The 16,905-nt window shown below is 45.4% G+C and carries 14 protein-coding genes and 1 pseudogene; 3 read left to right on the plus strand and 12 right to left on the minus strand.

The window, feature by feature from the left end; all coding sequences use genetic code 11:
- Positions 1 to 136: 136 nt before the first annotated feature.
- From larC to BLR65_RS08135, 7 genes are all read right to left on the minus strand, one after another.
- Positions 137 to 1,333: a nickel pincer cofactor biosynthesis protein LarC gene (larC, locus tag BLR65_RS08105; protein ID WP_093793681.1), complete on the minus strand. Its 1,197-nt coding sequence runs from the start codon at positions 1,331 to 1,333 to the stop codon at positions 137 to 139.
- A gap of 208 nt (positions 1,334 to 1,541) precedes the next feature.
- On the minus strand, positions 1,542 to 2,429 hold the full coding sequence (locus BLR65_RS08110; protein WP_093793682.1) for an ATP-binding cassette domain-containing protein: 888 nt from the start codon (positions 2,427 to 2,429) through the stop codon (positions 1,542 to 1,544).
- Positions 2,422 to 3,444 (minus strand): ABC transporter ATP-binding protein, encoded by a 1,023-nt coding sequence (locus tag BLR65_RS08115; protein ID WP_093793683.1) that lies wholly within the window; start codon positions 3,442 to 3,444, stop codon positions 2,422 to 2,424. Before BLR65_RS08115 ends, BLR65_RS08110 begins: the two co-directional genes overlap by 8 nt.
- A gap of 77 nt (positions 3,445 to 3,521) precedes the next feature.
- A complete protein-coding gene (locus BLR65_RS08120) occupies positions 3,522 to 5,096 on the minus strand; it encodes an ABC transporter substrate-binding protein (RefSeq protein ID WP_093793684.1) in 1,575 nt (524 codons plus the stop codon).
- A 38-nt stretch (positions 5,097 to 5,134) separates the two neighbouring features.
- Entirely contained in the window at positions 5,135 to 6,040 is a 906-nt protein-coding gene (locus BLR65_RS08125; RefSeq protein WP_093793685.1) for an ABC transporter permease, read from the minus strand.
- Positions 6,013 to 7,008: an ABC transporter permease gene (locus BLR65_RS08130; RefSeq protein ID WP_093793686.1), complete on the minus strand. Its 996-nt coding sequence runs from the start codon at positions 7,006 to 7,008 to the stop codon at positions 6,013 to 6,015. The genes BLR65_RS08125 and BLR65_RS08130 overlap by 28 nt, the downstream gene beginning before the upstream one ends.
- Before the next feature lie 477 nt (positions 7,009 to 7,485).
- Positions 7,486 to 8,940 carry an MFS transporter gene (locus BLR65_RS08135; protein ID WP_218130627.1) on the minus strand — a complete coding sequence of 485 codons (1,455 nt, stop codon included), beginning with the start codon at positions 8,938 to 8,940 and terminating at the stop codon, positions 7,486 to 7,488.
- Between the two features lie 139 nt (positions 8,941 to 9,079).
- Here BLR65_RS08135 and BLR65_RS08140 point away from each other — a divergent pair, with 139 nt between their 5' ends.
- From BLR65_RS08140 to BLR65_RS08150, 3 genes are all read left to right on the plus strand, one after another.
- A complete protein-coding gene (locus tag BLR65_RS08140; RefSeq protein ID WP_093793687.1) occupies positions 9,080 to 9,952 on the plus strand; it encodes a helix-turn-helix domain-containing protein in 873 nt (290 codons plus the stop codon).
- 260 nt (positions 9,953 to 10,212) lie between these two features.
- Positions 10,213 to 11,145 (plus strand): permease, encoded by a 933-nt coding sequence (locus BLR65_RS08145; protein ID WP_093793688.1) that lies wholly within the window; start codon positions 10,213 to 10,215, stop codon positions 11,143 to 11,145.
- Positions 11,132 to 11,896 (plus strand): TIGR03943 family putative permease subunit, encoded by a 765-nt coding sequence (locus BLR65_RS08150; RefSeq protein WP_093793689.1) that lies wholly within the window; start codon positions 11,132 to 11,134, stop codon positions 11,894 to 11,896. The genes BLR65_RS08145 and BLR65_RS08150 overlap by 14 nt, the downstream gene beginning before the upstream one ends.
- Positions 11,897 to 12,002: 106 nt before the next feature.
- Here BLR65_RS08150 and BLR65_RS08155 read toward each other — a convergent pair whose 3' ends face one another.
- From BLR65_RS08155 to BLR65_RS08175, 5 genes and pseudogenes are all read right to left on the minus strand, one after another.
- Positions 12,003 to 13,079 (minus strand): Glu/Leu/Phe/Val family dehydrogenase, encoded by a 1,077-nt coding sequence (locus tag BLR65_RS08155; RefSeq protein WP_093793690.1) that lies wholly within the window; start codon positions 13,077 to 13,079, stop codon positions 12,003 to 12,005.
- A gap of 207 nt (positions 13,080 to 13,286) precedes the next feature.
- Entirely contained in the window at positions 13,287 to 15,053 is a 1,767-nt protein-coding gene (locus tag BLR65_RS08160) for a sigma-54 interaction domain-containing protein (protein WP_211285207.1), read from the minus strand.
- A gap of 254 nt (positions 15,054 to 15,307) precedes the next feature.
- Positions 15,308 to 15,850: a 2-oxoacid:ferredoxin oxidoreductase subunit gamma family protein gene (locus BLR65_RS08165; RefSeq protein WP_093793691.1), complete on the minus strand. Its 543-nt coding sequence runs from the start codon at positions 15,848 to 15,850 to the stop codon at positions 15,308 to 15,310.
- Positions 15,847 to 16,599 carry a thiamine pyrophosphate-dependent enzyme gene (locus BLR65_RS08170; RefSeq protein WP_093793692.1) on the minus strand — a complete coding sequence of 251 codons (753 nt, stop codon included), beginning with the start codon at positions 16,597 to 16,599 and terminating at the stop codon, positions 15,847 to 15,849. Before BLR65_RS08170 ends, BLR65_RS08165 begins: the two co-directional genes overlap by 4 nt.
- A 1-nt stretch (position 16,600) precedes the next feature.
- A pseudogene (locus BLR65_RS08175) lies at positions 16,601 to 16,905 on the minus strand (3-methyl-2-oxobutanoate dehydrogenase subunit beta); the annotation flags it as partial.

A 16,905-nucleotide genomic window follows, 5' to 3' on the forward strand; every position in this document is an offset into this window, starting at 1 on the left:
TCCAACTACCGTCTTTTATGAAACAGACTTATTCTTGCTCCCCTTGGAAGGCAGCGGGCAATACTAGCTGCATTTTCTCCGGCGCAGTCATTCGCCCGCTCTCTCCTCAAATCAACTTTTTATATACATTGAACACTTACTCTGAAGCTGCCTCGAGCAGCTTCTTAGCATCCGCTATCATCTGCTGATAGACTTCTTTGAGAGGAGCGTTATGCTTCAGGGCAATCGCTTTGCAATCCTCATATTCCGGGGCTACATTAAGCACCTGGCCAGCCAGTCTGCCCACTTTTACCCGGGCCTGACCCCAAGGCGTTTCGAGGGTAACGATTTCTTTTTCCAGATGCACAGTATCACAATCCATGATCCGTACTCCAAGCGAACTCGTCTCCCTCAGGATTACCCTGGAGATATCTGCCACTTTATTGGCTGACACCAGCACGGATAGTTTGATTCCCGGCCGTCCTTTCTTCATCATAATTGATGTTAAATAGGCATCATGAACGCCCGGATGCTTAAGAAGCAGTTCTATCACATAGCCGTAAATCTCCGGATTCATATCATCAATATTGGTCTCGATGATTTTTGCTTCCTGGCTGGCAGCTTCCACGCCGGCACTCACCGTCCCCATATACAGACGCACCGCGTTCGGTATCTCCAAGTCCATGCTGCCGGCACCGTAGGCCACCTGTTGAATGATAAAGCCTTTGGGCATCGGCCCGCAAGCTTCAGCCAGACAAGCCACAACAGCCGCACCTGTTGGTGTAACAAGTTCTCCTTTTACACCCTCGCTGTAAAATGGGATTCCTTTTAGCAGTTCGGCTGTGGCCGGTGCGGGTATAGGCATCCGCCCATGACTGCATTTTACATAACCTGAACCCACGTGCAGTTCTGATGTAAAAATGCGTTCTATACCTAAGTACTCCAGGCCAATCGCAATGCCAACAATGTCAACAATCGAATCAATAGCACCCACTTCATGAAAGTGAATTTTACTTTCAGGAACGCCATGCACTTTTGCCTCAGCTGCACCCAGCCTGTTAAATATCGTTATTGCTTTCTCTTTAACAGTATCTGTCAAACTGCTCTCACTAATAATCTTATGAATATCACGCAAGTTGCGAGAAGGCTGAAACCATTGTCTTGCTTCCACATTAAAATATCTAGCTTTAATTCCGCGTTTAATAACTTCCTTGTCAATAAGCTTATACGCCGTAACCGGCAATTTAGCAAGCTCCGCCCGCAAATATTCGCTAGGCAGCCCGGCATCTAATAGCGCCCCGATCATCATGTTGCCGCTAATGCCCGAAAAACAGTCTAAGTATATCGCCTTCATACGCACCTCTTATGTTCTATTGTTTAGTGTTCAGTATTATCGAATGCAATTCGTTGATTTTCTTAAAAAAATACTTGACTAATTCGCAGATCGATCAAATTTTATAATATTCGGCACTTTTTTCTCTATAGATTATACATATTCGCATCTAAACCATAAAAAACCTGCTGTTTTTAACAAAACTACATAATTATATATACCATTCTAATCAATTTAATACATAGTGTCCGTCCCTTGCTTCCTGCCATTGAGCATTCTCATTGATTTGTATTTCGTCAAATACAAGTACTTTTTTGTTCCTTTCATAGCAAGGATCCGGAACCGGAATAGCAGAAAGCAGCGACTTGGTATAAGGGTGCAGCGGCCTGGCGAAGAGCTCTTCCGTAGCGGCCAGTTCTACCATTTTTCCACTATACATTACCCCGATCCGGTTACACAGGAACCGCAGCAATGACAAATCATGGGCAATAAACAAAAAGGTAAACTGCTTTTCTTGTTGCAGTTGCTGAAACAAGTTAATAATTTGAGCCTGGATGGAAACGTCCAGCGAAGCTACCGGTTCGTCCGCAATAATGAGTGCCGGTTCCAGACTGATGCTGCGGGCAATGCTCACGCGCTGGCGCTGCCCGCCGGAAAGTTCAGCAGGGTAGTATCGGCGGTAACTGCCGTCCATGCCTACCATGGTAAGCAATTCCAGGATTTTTGCCGTGCGTTCGGCTTTGCTGCCACCAATCTGATGGACTTTCAATGGCTCGGCAATAATTTCCTCCACAGTCATATGCGGATTCAATGCTGCCGCTGAATCCTGAAAAACAATCTGGATATTCTTTTGTATTTCCCGTTTATGCTGACGGTAGATCTGTTTGTCGGAAATACAATAATCCTTATAGTAGATTGTCCCTGCTGTCGGCGGCTTGAGTCCCAATAAAGTACGCGCCAGCGTGGATTTGCCGGAACCCGATTCACCAGCCAAGCCAAAAATTTCGCCACGGCGCAGTTGAAAGGAAATATCATCCACCGCCTTTACGGTAAAAGACGAATTGATGCGAAAAAACTGCTTTACGTTTCTGACTTCCAATAAAATATCCTCAGACAATTTGTTTCCCCCTGATCTCCAGCAGTTTAGGCGGCATCACCTGCGGCGCCCGCGAGTCTAGAAGCCAGGTAGCCGCACTATGGGTGTCGCTGATTTTAAAAAACGGCGGCATTTTCTCATAATCAATCTCCATGGCATATTCGTTGCGCTCAGCAAAAGCATCCCCCGGCGGCGGATTGAGCAAACTGGGCGGCATCCCAGAGATGCTGTGCAGCCTGCCGCCGCGTGGCGTAAAACATGGCTGCGCCTGCAAAAGGCCCCACGTATAAGGATGGCGCGGATCATAGAATATCTCCTCCGCCGTACCGATTTCGACGACCTTCCCCGCATACATGATCGCTACCCGGTCGGCAATGCGGGCCACCACACCGAGGTCATGCGAAACAAACACAATCGACAGCGCCATTTGCTTCTGAAGTAACTGCAGCAGAGTAAGAATCTGAGCCTGCATGGTTACATCCAATGCCGTCGTTGGCTCATCAGCAAACAGGATCTGGGGATTCGACGCCAGCGCAATTGCCAAAACGCACCGCTGGCGCATGCCGCCGGAAAAAAAGTGCGGCTGCAAGAAGAAGCGCCGCACCGGTTCTTCCAGCCCAACCAGTTCGAGAAGCTCCAAGGCCCGCCGGTCTGCCTCCTGCTGCGAGATTTGCTGATGGCGTAAAAGAGCTTCAGTAATCTGCCTGCCGACGGGAATGGTAGGATTTAACGACATCATCGGGTCCTGAAACACCATGGAAAAAAGGCTGCCCCGCAAAGACTGCATCTGTGATTCGGAATAGCGGGTGATATCTCTGTTGTCAGCAATGATTTTCCCCTGTTTAATAACAGCATTCGGCGGCAGCAATTTCAGTACCGACTTACAGAGTACGGATTTGCCGCAGCCTGATTCTCCCACAATGGCCAGAGTCTCGCCCTTGCGTAAAGCAAGCGATACATCACGGACTGCCTCAACTTCACCTTGTTTGGTATGAAAGCTCACCGATAAATTTTTTATTTGCAATATGTTCTCCATGCTACATGCCTCCATACAAAATGGCTGCCGGAAACGCTCTGCGTCCGCGGCAGCTATTTTTATTATCTTTTGTATTATTATTGCTCTAATGTCCAGTCCTGAACATTCCACATAACGCCTACTGCATGATGGCCTAGAATACGCTCTGTTGAAATACCGCTGAGCTTAGGCGTTGCAACAAAGTTGCCATCTAGATAAGCAAGCATAATATAGGCCGGGTCCTTGGCCCATTCTTCCTGAAATTTATTATAGGCCGCTTTACGGGCACTCTGTTCCAAGCTTTCCCTCGCTTTTATCAAGTACTCATCCATGACCGGATTGGTATAGTGTGTATAGTTGCCGCTCGCCCCTGTAGCAAAAAACGCATACGTTCCGTTATCCGGATCGAACGGGGCTGCCTGACCGATTAAGAAGCTCTCCAGGGTATTCCAGTTTAACTTCTGTACAATGTTGACCTTCATTTCCACGCCGACGGCTTTAAACTGCTGGGCCGCTATATTGGCGATATCAATCCGTTCTTTTTCAAATTCGCGTACATCTACGCTAAAAGACAGCCGCTGGCCATTTTTTTCATAAATTCCGTCCGGACCTTTTTTCCAGCCCAGTGCTTCCACTTGTTGTTTGAATGTTTCCGGATTGTAATTAAACGTGTCAATTTCCGGATTATTGTAAATCTTATTGCGCTGAATAGGACTATAGGCCACGCATCCCTGGCCGGTCAACAGACTTTTTACAATCGCTTCCTTGTCCAGTGCATAGCCAAGAATAGGAATCAACTCGCGGTTTTCCCGCCAAAACGGCTTTTGGTAATTAGGGGCAATTGCCCGATAATCGGCGGTAACAAAATCATAGACTTTGAAATTCTTATCATTACGGAACCCCTGGGTATTCTGCGCGTTCAGCCAGGCAAGATCCAACTCGCCTGATTTAACCTGCATGGCCCGGGCATTTTCATCCGGAACAATTTTGAAAATAATTTTGTCAATAGCAGGCACTTTATCGTAGTAGGCTTCATTTTTCACAACCGTAATACTCTGACCGACTTCCCAGCCGGCGAATTTATAACGGCCGGTGCCAATAGGATGCTGGTTAAATGGATCGGTCATAATATCTTTGCCTGCCAGGAGATGTTTCGGTAAGATGCCGATTGTCAAATAGTCAAGCATCGCGGCATTCGGCTTCGACAATTTAACCTGAACGGTATTGGCATCCAACACAGTAACCGCTGAAATTTCCTTATAGTTGTCGGTAATCGAAGCTTCGAGCGTCTTGGACTGCGTAAGCAAATCCAAGGTGAATTTGACATCATCGGCCGTAAAGGGCTGGCCGTCATGCCAGGTTACGCCCTGACGCAGCTTAAACGTATAGGTGAGCGTACCTTGATCAAAATTACAGCTTTCCGCCAAATCCGGAACCGGTTGACCACTGGCATCGTATTTCATTAAACCGGAAAAAATGATATCCGGCAATTCGTCGTGCGAATTCAGAACCGGGTTAATTGTTGTATAATCACCACTGGCAAAATTCAAAACCGAACCGGCAGTTGCTTGTTGGGAAGCCGGTTTGCCGGACCCGCAGCCGGTGAGGCCCAAACACACAAGAACTGTTGTGATAAGAATGATCCATTTTTTTGTTTGTTTTTGAATATCCATTATCTTCTCCTTAAGTATATTATTACCTACAGTGCCGTCTATAAATTGCTGGACTTTTTATTGGCTTCGCCGCGCAGGTAGTGCCCAATGTTCGTAATACACAAAAGCGTCAAGACAATGAAGGCTCCGGGTATCACAATGACCCACCAGGAATCAGTCAAGAGAGCCTTATTGGCAAGCGACAGCATACTCCCCCAGGAAACAATATCAACCGGCAGTCCCAGTCCTAAAAAGCTTAAAGTGGATTCCATCATAATACAGCTGCTTACGCTTGAAACTACCATGAACATGATTGCAGAAACAAAGTTCGGCAACAAATGCTTGTACAATATACGGGGAAATGGTGTCCCGATGGAACGCGCTGCCAGCATGTATTCACTGCTTTGGATCTGCCTTACTTCACTGCGCACAAGCCGGGCGAGGCTCATCCAGCCGGTCAAGCCGATAACAACGGCAATAGAAAAGGCGGTCGGCGTTCCCATAATCGATAAAAGCAGCAGAATCATCAGCAGGGTCGGTATGCTGCTGAACATTTCGGCCGCCCGCATCATCAGTTGATCCAGCCATTGGGCGGCAGTACCGCTAATACAGCCGTAAAATACCCCCACAACGGTAAGAATACACGTACCTAACAGGCCGATGAATAGGGATATCCGGCCACCATACCAGATAATTGAAAAAATATCCCTTCCCAGTGAATCTGTGCCAAAATAAAATTCAGCATTCGGTGCTTCATTTAAATGATTAAGATAAAAATTCGTAGGATCATGATTCATAATCTGTCCGGCAAAAATACACCCTAGCACGATTATGCTTAAAACGAAAACCGAAACAACAGGCTTTTCCCGCCACCGCTGCTGCCATATAGTGTTTTTTTTCGCCGGCGCCGTTTGGCGCTGATACTGTGCCCCGACAATTATAAATGCTTCATTGGTTTTGTCCATAAGCCGGCCTCCTGCACCCGCATGCGCGGATCGATCTGCTCATTAACGGTCTGTGCCAATAAGCTGGACACTATAATCAATGCCCCGGTAATCAATACCACGAGCATCAGCAAATTATAGTCATGGTATTTGGCACTTTCTATCGACAGCGCCCCGATGCCCGGATAGGCAAATACGGCTTCCACAACGTAAGTTCCGCTCAAAACATGCGATACGGAAATTGCCATAATGCTGAAGATGGAAGGTGCCACATTACGCAGGCAATGGCGCCAGACAATCTGATGCCGGGTCAGCCCCTTGGCCTTAGCCAACAAAACATAGTCTTTGCGGACCTCATCAAGCAGCTTGTTGCGAATCATGTAGGTATAGTACCATAGATGGCTTGTAACCATTACAGTCAGCGGCAAAATCATATGCTCCAGGCGGCTAGCGATATTTCCCGCCTGCCCGCTATCATAAGCACCGCCGCTAGGCAGCCAGTGCAAATTTACACTGAACACAAGAATTAATAGTAAGCCCAGCCAAAACGGCGGCAAATAATAGACAATGGTACCCAGCTTGCAGATGAACCGGTCCACCCATGTCTCTTCGTGCAATGCGCAAAACACCGCCAATAAAACCGCTAGAAAAAATACCAGCCCATAAGCAATGGTGCCAAGCAGGAGCGTATTGCCAATCAGCGCGCCCAGGATAGCAATCGCCGGCTTCCTGTATTTAAAGGAAATACCAAAGTCGCCCTGCGCGGCATTACTCAGCCATTTTCCGTATTGTACAGGCAAGGGCGCATTGAGCCCCAGGCGGGCCCGTGCCGCCTCCTGCTCAACCATACTCATTTGTTCTACCCTGTCACCGTAAAATGACTGGAGCGGATCGCCAGGAGCCAGGCGAGACAAGATAAATACAAAAACCGATAACACCAACATAAAGAAAATGAAAGCGATGACTTTCCTACCGATATTTAAAAACATTGACCGTCACCCACCTCACGCCACCTCCAAAATAAAAACCACGAAGATCTACGGTTAATTCTTAACCGTAACACCTTCGTGGTTTTATTCGCATTATATCACTGTATCAAAAAATTATTTAGTCAGTCTTCTTGACTGTGTTCGTTAAAATAATAACATAATCTTAGTCGATTGACAATAAGAAATTTTCACAACTTTTACCCACAACTTTTAGGTAAATTGCAATATTAAATTAATCATTCTGGCAATTGCCTTTTGTAAAGATATGTTTATATTGTTTTCTGCACGTAAGGCGGGACGGTGGAAGTGTCTTATTAACTCAAATTAAGACGAGTACCACCGTCTCTGTCTTTGCGGTGTCTTTTCCTGCGTAGATGCCCGCTTGTTCAATAACTGCTGTAATTAGAATGAGTCAGAGAACCGTTACCTGGCGCATTTAACGTGACTATCACAAAGATGTATGTTTTCGTTTCCATTTTATTTACTATCTCCATTTTCTATCATCTTTTTGTTTTTTGACTTATCAAGTCTGTAAGCAGTCAATGCCGCCCCAATAATGCATAGTGCCATTAAAATCAGGTAATCATTTTTCATGCCGTAAACGAACACATCATCTCTGCCTTGTACATAGTCAGACACAGCATACCCTAGCTTACTTCCCATAAAGCAGTATAGAAGGGTAGTAGACAGGACAATTCCAACATATTGTCCAAGATTGCGTACCAACGAATTGACACTGCCGCCTATTCCGAGTTTGCTTTTCGGACAAGCGGACATAATAAGAGAGTTGTTGGCAGGTTGAAAAAAAGACTGTCCAACAGCCATAATCGTTAAAAAGATTGCGCAAATCAGAACAGATGAATGTATGCTGAGGAAAGACATAAGTAAGAAACTTGCAGCCATTACAAATAGCCCAATCAATGTTAAAATTTCTGCTCCGATTTTGTCAGCCAAAGTTCCGCAAAATGCCGAGAGAATAGCGATAATAAGTGGAGCTATCATCATCAAGAGTCCAGAACTGGATGGTGACAGTTTAAGCGTATCTTGGAAATAAAACGGTAACAGCAATGTGTAAGCGGCAATACAGACGAATGAAATTAATGCACAAATCAGACTCAGAGAGAACAATTGGTTATTAAAAAGACTAATATCCAAAAGCGGCTGTACCTTCTTCTTTTCAAATTCTATAAACAAAGCGCTAACAATAAGGGCTAACAGAATAGCTCCCACTATGTACGGATTCGAGAATCCTGTTTTTTGCGCTTGTATCAGTGCACCAAACAGAAGCATTGTACCCAAGAATTGAAGAATGGAACCAGTTTTGTCAATATGTTGTCCAAAAGTTTTTTTATCCTTCGGAAGGTATTTTAACCCAAGAACAAAAATCACCGCACCGATTGGCACTTTGATATAGAAAATAAAATTCCAACTCAGCACCGAGACAATCAAACCACCAAGTGGCGATCCAATCATAGTACCGAGAGCTACAGCCGAGGCCAAAATACCAAGAGCCTTACCCCTTCCTTCATTCGGATACAGTTGTGTAATAATCCCTTGATTATTAGCCATATAGGCGGAAGCACCTATGCCTTGAATAAACCGGCATATAATAAGCGGAAAAAGGGAATCGCACAGACCGCAAAGCAGTGTGCCTATGGTAAATAAAAGAGTTCCACAATTGAACACCTTTGATTTTCCAACGATATCTCCTAATCTTCCGAAAAAAAGCAGTGTGGAACAAATAATCATAACATAGCTTGCGATGACCCACTCAATGGAAGACAGCGGAACCACAAGACTTTTCGACATTACTGGTAGGGCAATGTTAACAATGCTTGAATCCAGTGTGGCCAAAAAGGACATTGCCACTACGACAAATAGAGTAATGCCCTTTTTTTGTGGTTCATTTGAAATTGGTACTTGCATGTTCATTTCAACTTCTTTCGATTTAGAATAGCTCAATTTTGCAGTTTACATGAATCTGTTTCTTGTTCTATAATAGTCTTAAAATCAGTCAGTTTCTATAATTGTGTTGCTGATATTTAGCACAATATTGACATGGGGCTTGAAAATGAAAGATTATAAAGATTACTTTTATAAAAAAATGCCGGACGTTCATTTTGGTGTAGATATTTTTCTAAAAAACGACTTAGCTCGCGAGCAGAAGCTAAAAACGCATTGGCATGAGCATATGCAGATGTATTATTTTATTTGCGGTAGTGCAATGCTTGAATGCAACATGAAACGGTTTATCGTGCGCTCTCAAGATATTGTTGTTATTAACAGCAATGAACTGCATTATATGGAGAGCCTCTCAGACGATTTGCAGTTTTATGTCATCCGAGTTGATCTTCCTTTCCTTTTTAGTAACCAAGTAGACTTATGCCAGACGAAATATCTCGCTCCCTTATCGCAAAATCGGATAACACTTCGCAACTTGATTCGAGACGACACGGAAGTATTGAATTGTGTAGTAAAAACAATTGACGAGTATTCCACAAAAAGAATAGGTTTTGAACTTGCAGTAAAATCCTCTATTTACCAATTGATTGTCCTGCTGCTTAGGGGACACATTCACAAAATTATGTCAAGTGATGAATTTTCTTCAAGAGTAAACAGCCTTAAACGGTTTGACACAATCCTTAAATTTATTGCTGCACATTACACAGAAAAAATATCCGTAAAAGATCTTGCAGAAAAAGCAAATATCACGGTTTTCTATTTCTGCCGAATATTTAAACAGCTTACCGGAAAAACGATGACTGATTATATTAATGAACTGCGGCTAGAAAAATCGCTTGAATATTTGCAAAGTAATGATCTTAACATTACAGAAGTAGCGTTAAATTGCGGATTTGAAGGCGTAAATTATTACAGTCGCCTATTCCGCAAGCATTATCATATTTCACCGACGAAATTTAGAGAAAACAATATGGAGAAGTAAATCCAAAGTTTTATAATTGGTATGGGAAAAGTGTATAATCTTGGACTTTTAGCTTTATCTAAAGCTCTCTATTGGAAACCAAATCAAAAGAATTGCAGACTGTGTAGAAAGCCCTCTATGTCTGAATGTTCCCAAACAAATTGACAATAAGAAAATAATAAATTTTCCAATGAAATTATACTTTCAGTTATTATTTAAGAATATTCCTATTTACCGGCCATATATATTTATCAATTGATAACCCATCAGGAGGGCGCGGTATGCAGGATTTTAACACCATTTTTCTTAGTATTATCATTGAAGCACTTCCGCTGGTGCTTGCGGGAGTGTTTGTTTCTGCCTTTATTCACACCTTTGTTCCGGCGGAATGGATTCAACGAGTCTTGCCGCGCAAACGTCTGGCAGGCATTATTGCCGCCAGTTTACTGGGAGTGTTTTTACCGCTATGCGAATGCGGCATGGTACCGGTCATACGCCGGTTAATTCATAAGGGAGTCCCGCCTTATATTGCTATCGCCTTTATGTTATCGGCTCCCATCATTAACCCGCTTGTTGCCTGGTCTACTTATCTGGCGTTTTCCGCCTTTCCGTCGATGGTTCTCTATCGCCTGCTCGGGGCTTTTACCGCTGTTATTATTATCGCCTTCATCATGAGCGCCAGCCGCACGCGCCAGGTGCTCGCCGGCGGTGAGACAGCAGCTACCTGCTGCGGCGGACATCATGCTCACAGTCCTCATACCTCGCCCGCCGGGTTCCCGGCTAACTGCCGCATGATGCTTTATCACGCCTGTGATGATTTTTTTGATATGGGCCGGTTTCTGCTCGTAGGTTCGTTCCTGGCAGCCTTCATCCAGGTAACTGTCCCGCGTCTGACGCTCTTAAACTATGGGCAGGACCCTATTTATTCAGTCGGCGGCATGATGGTGTTTGCCTTCCTGCTCTCCGTTTGTTCTCAGGCTGACGCGTTTATTGCGGCGCCTTTTCTGGAGCATTTTAGCACCGGTTCACTGGCTGCTTTCTTAATCTTCGGGCCAATGCTGGATGTGAAAAATACCATTATGCTGTTTACTGTTTTTAAGCCGCTGTTCACGCTTACACTCATCTTCATCATTACCGCCGTTGTCCTTGGCGTAAGCCTGTCCATGCTTTACTTTCCTCAGCTATGGGAGGTGATTTGTTTTGTTCCTGTTTAAAATCTCAGGCGAAAACATATTAAAATTTCTTATACTGATAGGATTTAGCCTGTTGTTTTACAATACACTGACAACACCTGCCCTGTCCCAGGTAATCAGTCCGCAGTTTATTGGCAACGCCAAACTGGGATTTGCCCTGCTGCTGGCACTTACAGCTATTCAACTAGTTAAAACACTCGACCGGCATCATAATAGTTCCTGCGGCTGTCATCATAATGCCAGCCGGCTGGGCTATATTATATTTATCGCTACCCTGACGCTTGGCCTGCTTGTTCCTATCAGCCCGCTGGGCGCAACGACCGCCTCGCAGAAAGGGATTAAGTTTATGCAGACCGGTATCGCCACTCCGGTCAGTTTACCCGTACTGCCGGCTGAACAACCTGCCTTACTCATAACCGATGAAAACCATGTCAAGTATGTGACTGCCTGCTACGAAAATACGGCCGCCTTTACCGGGAAAACTATCAGCATCAAAGGGTTTGTCTGCCGGCCTGACCAATTATCCTCTCAGCAATTTCTCGTCGCCCGCTTTGAAATATCCTGCTGCGCTGCCGATGCCGTTCCCAGCGGACTCATGGTGGAATGGCCTGACGGCCAGTCTGTAAAAAATGACAGTTGGGTAGAAGTCCATGGCAAACTGGATACTTTTGACTATCTCGGCAACAAGCTGCCGGTGGTCAGGGCCACCCAAGTGATTCCTATTCAACCGTTGGCGACGCCTTATGTGTATACTAACAATTATCTCAAATAAACGTTTAAGTGACCTGCATTTTTTTGTGTACCTTTTATGACAGGCGTATCATAGACCAAAACCCGAAAGTCTATCCAAGACCTTCGGGTTTTGAGTACCTCACTAATTAGTATTTTGTAGCGATTTTTTTTATGCTGCGCATCATTTGAATACGTTCCTCAGCCAGTACATCTGCCGCTTTGCAGGTCGGAATATGATCCCGTTTGGCAATAGCAATTACTTTTTCAATGTTGTTATAGACCGTACTAACCTTCCGCATTGCCCGGTCATGGTTATAGCCGCCATCGAGCAGTTCGTCATAAACATTCATAACACCACCGGCGTTAATAATAAAGTCCGGCGCATACAGGATTCCCTTAGAATCAATAACATCGCCATGACGGGCTTCTTTTAACTGATTATTGGCAGCACCGGCAATGACGCGGCATTTCAGTTGCGGGATAGTTTCGTCATTAATAATTGCACCTAACGCGCACGGGGCAAAAATATCGCAGGCTGCACTATAAATCTTATTCGGGGCGACAGCTTCAACATTAAACTCTTTGACTACCTGCTGCACATTTTCCTCGCAAATATCGGTTACAATGAGGTTAGCACCTTCTTCATGCAGATATTTGCATAACGTATACCCCACATGTCCAAGCCCCTGTACAGCAACCGTTTTTTCTGCCAGTGAGTCCGTACCCCAAACTTCATTGGCGCAAGCCTTAATTCCTCGCCAGGTTCCATAAGCGGTAACCGGGGAAGGGTCTCCACTCGAACGGGCAATAGAACCTAAACCTGCGACATGGTTTGTTTCCATGTTTATATATTCCATATCTTCAACCGTCGTGCCAACATCTTCCGCTGTAATGTAACGGCCGTTCAGCCCCTCAACAAAGCGGCCGAAGGCACGAAACATTGCTTCACTCTTATCTTTTTTGGAATCGCCAATAATAACTGCCTTAGCCCCCCCTAAATTCAGGCCGGCAGCTGCATTTTTATAACTCATTCCCCGTGCCAGGCGTAAAACATCAACAAGGGCCTCTTCCTCACTGGCATAGTTCCACATCCTGGTGCCGCCCAAAGCCGGTCCTAATGTAGTGTCATGAATACAAATAATCGCTTTCAACCCAGAGGCCGCATCATGACACATTACCAATTCTTCATACTCATATTTTCCCATGTACGCAAAAATTTCCATATGCATCTTCCCCCTAGTTTTTATTAAGAGCTGTGCTCGACATATTTTAATTGCATAAAATATGCCAAAACACATATCTGAAATTAAGAGTATGTCAAAGCTTGAAAACACCATTCTTTTTCAATTAAAAGCTAACTACAACAGAAAATTACACTGCAAGTTCTTGCATCTCGTGCAAACACATGCAGTGCAATTTTGGGCAATTGCTTACTCTTGATGATATTTTTCTAACTTGTAATAAAGGCTGCGCACGGAAATCCCCAATCGCTGAGCGGCTTCAATGCGATTACCGCCCGTAACGGCCAGCGCGGCTTCAATAGCCCGCCTCTCCGCCTGCTTTACTATTGTCTCCAGCGTAGCTAGTTGCCCGGCAGAACAGGCTTGCTCACAACTTGCCTGTGTCATAGGCTTAGCAGCAGAATCACTCTGCGTGAGTGCGGGAAGATGGGTGACCCGAATCACATCTTCCGTAGACTGCATATTAATCAATACCCGTCCTAAATAATTTTCAAGTTCCCGCACATTACCCGGCCAATTATATTTACTTAAAATCGCTAACGCACTACTGTCCAGGCAACGGACACACCGGCCATACTCATGATTTAATTTTCTAAGAAGGAATTCCGTCAAACTGGGTATATCCTCTAACCGTTCACGCAGTGGCGGTATCACTATCGGAAAAACATTGATACGATAAAACAAATCAGCACGAAATTTTCCGTTTGCAACAGCATGTTTAAGATTAAGATTTGTCGCAGCAATTACCCGGACATCAATCGGTATTGAAGTAACACCGCCAACCGGCACAATTTCTTTTTCCTGCAAAACCCGTAACAATTTAGCCTGAACGGAAGAAGCCATTTCGCCAATCTCATCTAAAAAAATCGTACCCTGGATGGCTTCAGCAAACAATCCTTTTTTACCACCCTTACGCGCACCCGTAAAGGCCCCCTCCTCATAACCGAATAATTCACTTTCCAACAGTGTTTCGGGTATGGCTGCACAGTTGACTTTAATAAGCGGTCCATGACTGCGGGAACTGGCACGATGAATGGCATTGGCAAACAATTCCTTGCCTGTACCGCTTTCACCTGTCAATAAAATTGTAGCTGGCGTAGCAGCCGCCCGGTATGCCTGTTCCACTGCGGCTTTCATCGCCGGGCTGCTTCCTACTATGTCATCAAACGTGTGACAATTTTTCATCTGTCGGACCAAGGACCGCATGCGGCATAGCTCGCTAGTCAAATAGTTTATTTCTGACACATCGTGTACGACTGCGACACTGCCCCGCAATTTGCCGTTAACAATAATCGGTGCGGCATTGGCAATGACTTCTTTGCCTTGGGGCCCGACAAGCATAGGAACGCCTTTTACCGGTTTTCCCGTCTTAAGAACATGCAAATGAACACTTTCACCTTGTTGAATATCTATCATCGGCGACTTGCCGATTACTTTTTCTTTAGTCATTCCTACTAAGCGCGTATAGGCGGGATTAACCAAGATAATCCGTTCATTTTCATCAACAACGGAAATAACTTCTTGCGAAGAATTAATAATGGCTTCCAACATTTCCTGAATAGCTTCTAGGTTTGTTAATTTTTTAGCCAGCCGCATAATTTTGTTAATATTCCGAAAACTTTCCACAGCCCCCATGATCCGGCCATTTTTATCACGTACAGGCACGCGGTTGGCAATGACACTGATTTCGCCAATTTTTTGCTGCTGATTTAACTCCGCTATACCCGTTTTCATCACAATTTCCAGTCGTGATCCCTTAATAATTTGGCTGGCCTTACGTCCAAGGGCTTCCCTGGCATTAATCAATAAAATTTTTTCCGCAGCGGCGTTAAAAATATTGATAATACCATAAGTATTAACAGCAACTAAGGCATCATGAGTAGAATTCAGGATCGTCTGGATTTCACGCGAAGTGAGTATAAATTCGTCTTCCATGCATAGGGGAAAGTCGCTCATTAAGTTCCGACCTCCATTTCTGTCAAGCACGTTTATTCTTGTCCCCATACTTATTATATATCAAGTTTATGGTAAAAATCACCATTTAGTTAATCGTTAAACAACCCATCGCTCTTCATTTTTGTTGAACTATTTATTTTATAATAAAACAGAAAGTGCGCATCCATGTCCTGGAAGCACACTTTTCTATATTTCTCTCTATTAATTTGTCCAATGATATAAGCTATTGTAACGAACAACAAACGGTCCGTTTATTACATACTGTTCTTAACACGATAATACCCGCGATTAATAGCCACTTGATTTGGCTCAAGAATATGCGGTTTGGCAGCAAACTTTTTGGCAAATGCCGTAAACAGCATTTCCATTTCCACAGCACCGGTGGCGGCAATCAACGCTCCCAGCGCCACCATATTGGCCATCTTAATGTTGCCCAGCTCGCTGGCGATATCATTGACCGGTACACGGTAGACCTTGATATCTTGGCGCTTAACCTCTTTATCAATTAACGAACTATTCACTATCAGAACACCGTTTTCCCGGATGGCAGGCTCAAATTTATCGAGTGACGGCAGGTTAAGCACAACGGCGGCTGTCGGTTCTTCTACCATCGGCGAGCCGGTAGCCCCTTCGGTAATGATGACTGAGCAGTTGGCGGTTCCGCCCCGCATTTCCGGACCGTAGGAGGGAATCCAAGACACCCGTTTTCCTTCCAGCATACCCGCATAGGTCAGTATTTGCCCCATGAGCAGCACACCCTGGCCGCCGAAACCGGCCATAATCATTTCGTGCCTCATTTTGCCACCTCCTCAATGTCTCGGTAAATACCAAGCGGATAGTGGGGAATCATATTCTCTTCCAGCCATTTAACGGCCTCAAGCGGCGATTTTCCCCAGTTTGTCGGGCAAATGGACAGCACTTCCACTAAGCTGAATCCCTTGCCGCTGAGCTGGAGTTCAAAAGCCTTTTTGATGGCCTTTTTGGCTTTGTTCATATTGGCAGGCGTGTTAACCGCCACCCGGGCGATAAAGGCCGGGCCGTCCAGGGCCGCCAGCATCTCGGCTATCCGAACAGGCATACCGGCAATCTCCTGCTTGCGTCCATAGGGAGAGGTGCTGGTCACTTGGCCAACGAGGGTGGTAGGCGCCATTTGGCCGCCGGTCATGCCATAGATGGCATTGTTAACAAAGATGGTGGTAATGTTTTCCCCCCGGGCCGCCGCATGCACAATCTCCGCGGTCCCAATAGCCGCCAAATCCCCGTCGCCCTGATAGGTAAATACGGCGGCGTCAGGCTGTACCCGTTTTACACCGGTCGCTACCGCCGGCGCACGTCCGTGGGCAGCTTCCAGCATGTCAACGTTGAAATAATCATAGGCAAGCACCGCACAGCCGACGGGCGCAACGCCAATTGTCTTTTCCTGAATGGCAAGTTCATCTATTACTTCGGCCACTAACCGGTGGATTATTCCATGATGACACCCCGGACAATAATGGGTAGGTACATCTAGTAATGCCTGCGGTCTGGAAAATAATACTTCTGCCATTTTATTTGCCCTCCTTGCCATCAAAAATCTTACAGATTTCCCGGTAGACTTCCAGGGGAGTCATAATCACACCGCCGGTACGCCCATAGAAATGCACCGGTTTCGCATCATGGGTAGCCAGCCGTACATCTTCGATCATTTGACCGGCACTTAATTCCAGGGTTAAAAAGGCCTTGGCGGTTTTCGCCAGCCGGGCAAACGGCGGCTCGGGGAACGGCCACAGGGAAATAGGCCGCAGCAGCCCAACTTTTTGGCCATTTTCCCGGGCTTTATCGAGAGCCGACTGGGCAATACGCGCCGTAATGC

Source organism: Sporomusa acidovorans (assembly GCF_900101845.1).
In the GTDB taxonomy this organism is placed as follows: domain Bacteria; phylum Bacillota; class Negativicutes; order Sporomusales; family Sporomusaceae; genus Sporomusa; species Sporomusa acidovorans.